This window comes from Novosphingobium acidiphilum DSM 19966 (assembly GCF_000429005.1).
Classification (GTDB): Bacteria; Pseudomonadota; Alphaproteobacteria; order Sphingomonadales; family Sphingomonadaceae; genus Novosphingobium; species Novosphingobium acidiphilum.
Map to the genome: position 1 here is coordinate 1 of NZ_AUBA01000040.1, position 3,624 is coordinate 3,624.

General features: G+C 57.3%; 7 protein-coding genes. 6 read left to right on the forward strand and 1 reads right to left on the reverse strand.

The genetic code is table 11. From position 1 onward, the window contains the following. Positions 1 to 152: 152 nt before the first annotated feature. A complete protein-coding gene (locus tag G404_RS19625; RefSeq protein ID WP_084601477.1) occupies positions 153 to 674 on the reverse strand; it encodes a tyrosine-type recombinase/integrase in 522 nt (173 codons plus the stop codon). Between G404_RS19625 and G404_RS0117210 the strand changes: the two genes are divergently transcribed. From G404_RS0117210 to G404_RS20520, 6 genes are all read left to right on the forward strand, one after another. After that, a complete protein-coding gene (locus tag G404_RS0117210; RefSeq protein ID WP_028642154.1) occupies positions 665 to 940 on the forward strand; it encodes a hypothetical protein in 276 nt (91 codons plus the stop codon). The two genes, G404_RS19625 and G404_RS0117210, sit on opposite strands and share 10 nt — an antisense overlap. A 117-nt stretch (positions 941 to 1,057) precedes the next feature. Then, positions 1,058 to 1,390: a type II toxin-antitoxin system RelE/ParE family toxin gene (locus tag G404_RS0117215; protein ID WP_028642155.1), complete on the forward strand. Its 333-nt coding sequence runs from the start codon at positions 1,058 to 1,060 to the stop codon at positions 1,388 to 1,390. Then, a complete protein-coding gene (locus G404_RS0117220; RefSeq protein WP_028642156.1) occupies positions 1,383 to 1,688 on the forward strand; it encodes a helix-turn-helix domain-containing protein in 306 nt (101 codons plus the stop codon). Before G404_RS0117215 ends, G404_RS0117220 begins: the two co-directional genes overlap by 8 nt. A gap of 26 nt (positions 1,689 to 1,714) precedes the next feature. Continuing rightward, the gene (locus G404_RS0117225; protein WP_028642157.1) at positions 1,715 to 2,725 is read left to right on the forward strand and encodes an HNH endonuclease family protein; all 1,011 of its coding nucleotides are present in this window, start codon (positions 1,715 to 1,717) and stop codon (positions 2,723 to 2,725) included. Continuing rightward, positions 2,725 to 3,300, forward strand: coding sequence for a class I SAM-dependent methyltransferase (locus tag G404_RS0117230; RefSeq protein WP_028642158.1), 576 nt, complete (start codon positions 2,725 to 2,727; stop codon positions 3,298 to 3,300). The genes G404_RS0117225 and G404_RS0117230 overlap by 1 nt, the downstream gene beginning before the upstream one ends. After that, complete coding sequence (locus G404_RS20520; protein WP_156906376.1) at positions 3,301 to 3,606, forward strand: hypothetical protein; 306 nt, start codon at positions 3,301 to 3,303, stop codon at positions 3,604 to 3,606. It begins immediately after the preceding gene. Positions 3,607 to 3,624 lie beyond the last annotated feature (18 nt).

The following is a 3,624-nucleotide window of genomic DNA, read 5'->3' on the forward strand; positions in this document are numbered from 1 at the left end:
GGGCTCAGAGCTTGCGGTCAGCATTGGGTCGGTGCTCGACAACGCAGATCAGCGATGTTGGCAAGAATACGGCGGAATAGGTCGCGTGGCACCGCTAGTTCGGGCATATGGAACACGGCATAGCGGGCGTGCAGCCATCGGCTTCTAGGAAATCACCCCGCGTTGGCGGCGTTCCTGAGCTGCTCATCCGACACATGGCAGTAGAGAGCGGTGGTCTGGATGCTGGAATGCCCCATGAGTTGCTGGATCGTGGCCATACCAATGCCAATCTCATTTTTCCGCGTGGCGAATGTACGCCTGCCCGCATGGCTTGATGTGTCGATGCCTGCAGCGCGATAAATGCCTTTCAGGCGGGTACTCAGTGTCACGGTGCACATGTGCCGCCGCGTCCGTGAACTGGCAATCAATGGCGCTGCGTCAGGCGCGTTCATTGAGTAGCTCAAGAAGCCGTTGATTATCCGGCGCAGTTCATCCGCTAGGAAAACACGTCGGGAGCGATTGCCCTTGGTTTGATGCTTTGTCAGGTGAACGACCTCAACGGCCTTGCCATCAATGCCGCGCACATCACCCATTTTGAGTGACGCAATTTCACCAACACGCATCCCGCCGAGAATGCTCAATGCCAGCGCCAGTTTGTCCCGTTGCCCATGATTGCCGGTTTGGCGTGCTGACAGACATTAGCAGCACCTACAGTGGGCGACTGCAACCTTCGGACAAACCGGGGCACGGAGAAAAGACTGAGGACCGAGCTGCCCTGAAATTTCTGACCAACCGGGCGATCTATCGTGGGCGGATGATCGCTGAGAATGCGGCTCGGGGCGTGTTTCCCAGTTACGCCAAATGCCCACACGCGGTGCAGCCCGATTGGGAAGAGCAGTACCGGATGTGGGCTACACGCCGGAAATTCCAGATCGCGGCCAAAAAGCAGGCCAGCACCTGATCCAGATCAGTCGTGTCACACGACCGTTCGCCGTGTGAATGTGCACACGAGGCAGCGGTGATACGCTAGAAGCGTATTTTTGTTGACTGAGATACGCTGATAGCGTAGCGATCTGACATGGAGATTGTCCGCACCTCAGCCTACGCAGCCGCGCTCAAGCGGTTGAAGAAGCTCGGTGCCACATCCCGCGACATTGTCGCCATGGAAGATGCAATTGCCAGAGCGCCCGAGGCAGGTGCTGTCGTTCGGGGCACCAATGGCCTGCGCAAAATCCGCTTTGGCTATGGTGGTCGCGGCAAGAGCGGTGGCGGCAGGACGATCTATTACGCGATGCTGGAGGACGAGGTTGTCTACCTTCTGGTGGCATACGCCAAAGCCGACAAAGAGGATCTGACTTCGGACGAGAAGAAGCTGTTCAGCGCATTGATTGAGGAACTGACCCATGACTGAGCGAACCGAACTTGGCCTTGAGATTGAGGCTGGCCTGCGTGAAGCAATCGCGCATCGCAAGGGTAAGCTTGCCCTTGAAAGCCGTCATGTTGAAGCAATGCCCGCAGCGCGAGTGCGGGAAATCCGCCGTTCGCTGGCCAAGAGCACCAAGGATTTTGAACGTCGCTTTGGCATCCCGGCACGGACCGTTGAGGGATGGGAGCAAGGACGCAAGATCGACGTTGCGCATCGTGTGCTGCTTACGGTCATCGCCAAATCTCCCGAGGTCGTGGAAGCTGCATTGGCTGACGCTGGCTGAGCGCCTCGCTGATACCAGATACAGCGATGACACACTTCCTCGACACATTGCCGACCACCGAAAACCGCTGGCGGGCGCTTATCCTGCTGGGCCGGAACACGGCTTCATACAAGTTTGCGCTCGGCAAGGCGCTGTTAGACTTGAAGGCCACACCGGGCGATCTTTTGCGCCTCGATGAGCTGGCATTGCCCTTTGCCTTGAACCTCTGCGAGCACCTCAAAACTGCCCCGAAGCAAGGTGCAACCAACATCAACAAGGCGCTTCGCGAAGGCTGTGAGAGCTTCAATCGTGGTGAATTGGAGCCTGATGCACTTCGCGAAATTACGGCTCGGCATGGTTTTGGTGATGTGATTGACGCCTTTCATGTCCTCAGTGGTCGCAGCCTTGAATGGCGGTTCTTCATCGACGAGCGCAAAACGGCCAAAGGCATCAGGCTCACCGATGAGTTTCGCAAGCTGGGTGAGCTTCCGACTGCGGGCGATTTATCAGCTGAGATCGAAGCCCGGTGGCGGGTTGTGGAAACGGGCTGGGAGCTGGGCGTCAATTCCGGGCTCGTCGAGTTTGAAGCTGAAACTGGCGGGTTGTCGATCCGTAGTTCCGACAGACGCATTGCTCTCAGCTCATGTCGCCACACGCTGAACGGTTATCAGAAGGGGCGGTGCTTCTATTGCTTCGGTCCCATCTCGATTAATGGCGGTGACGGGCTTGCGGACGTAGATCATTTCTTCCCATGGGCACTGCGCCGAGAAATGTCCAATGTGGATGGAATCTGGAACTTGGTGCTGGCTTGCACTCATTGCAATCGCGGCGTTGCTGGGAAATTCGACCTCATTCCCTCGTTGCACCTGCTCCACCGCCTTCATCGCCGAAACGAGTTCTACATCGACGGTAAGCACCGCCTTGCTGCGACCTTGGCAGCTCAAACAGGCGCATCTGAAACCCTGCGCCGGTCCTTCCTGCAAGCCGCGTATGCTAATGCTACCATGGCAAGGATACATCACTGGGAGCCTGCAATGCGCGGGGAGGCAGCGTTCTAATGTCGGTTGGGTACTACAACGAAAACGCTCAGTCCTACTTCGACAGCACCGTGCTGGCTGACATGCAAGCTCTGCGCAATCGCTTCCTCCAGCATGTTCGATCAGGCGGATCGGTACTCGACGCCGGCTGTGGTTCCGGGCGCGATGCCAAGGCATTTGGAGATGCGGGCTATCTGGTCACAGCCTTTGACGCCTCTGTGGAGTTGGTTCGGCTCGCGAGCCATCATACCGGGCTTTCAGTACACCACATGACGTTCGAGCAGATGGATTGGCAGGCTCAGTTTGACGGCATTTGGGCCAGTGCCTGCTTGCTGCATGTGGCGCGACCTGATCTTCCCGATACATTCGGCAGGTTTGCCCGCGCTCTGGCTGCGGGCGGGGCATGGTGCCTTTCAATGAAGCAGGGCGATACGACCCGAGAGTTAGACGGCCGAACCTTCACCGATGTGACCGAAGCCGAAATGCACGATCTGCTAGAAGCTGTGGGTCTCAATGTCCGGGACACTTGGCTGACTGCTGATGTGCGCCCGGGGCGTGATGATCGTTGGGTCAACGCCATTGCCATCAAGCCCTGAATGACGGTGTCGCGACATGGCTTGGCAATCAGTCGTTTCACACGACCGTTCGTCGTGGCGTCAATTCCGCCCATTTCCGGCTCACGCAGCGTTCAAACCAGCGACAGCGCAGTCGAGCAGCGGGCCTGGCGCTTGGCTGCTGTAGGGCGCTGTAAACCCGCTGGCCAACCGGCCCAAAACCATTATCTCACGGTTTTCGCGGCCAAGTATCTGAAATTACACGGTAAGATGGCACGGCATATCACACGGTTCAAAAATGGTGGGTTTAACCCATTGAAAATGAACGCAGCTTTTGACCAGCATTAGCATCATAATCCGCGTGTC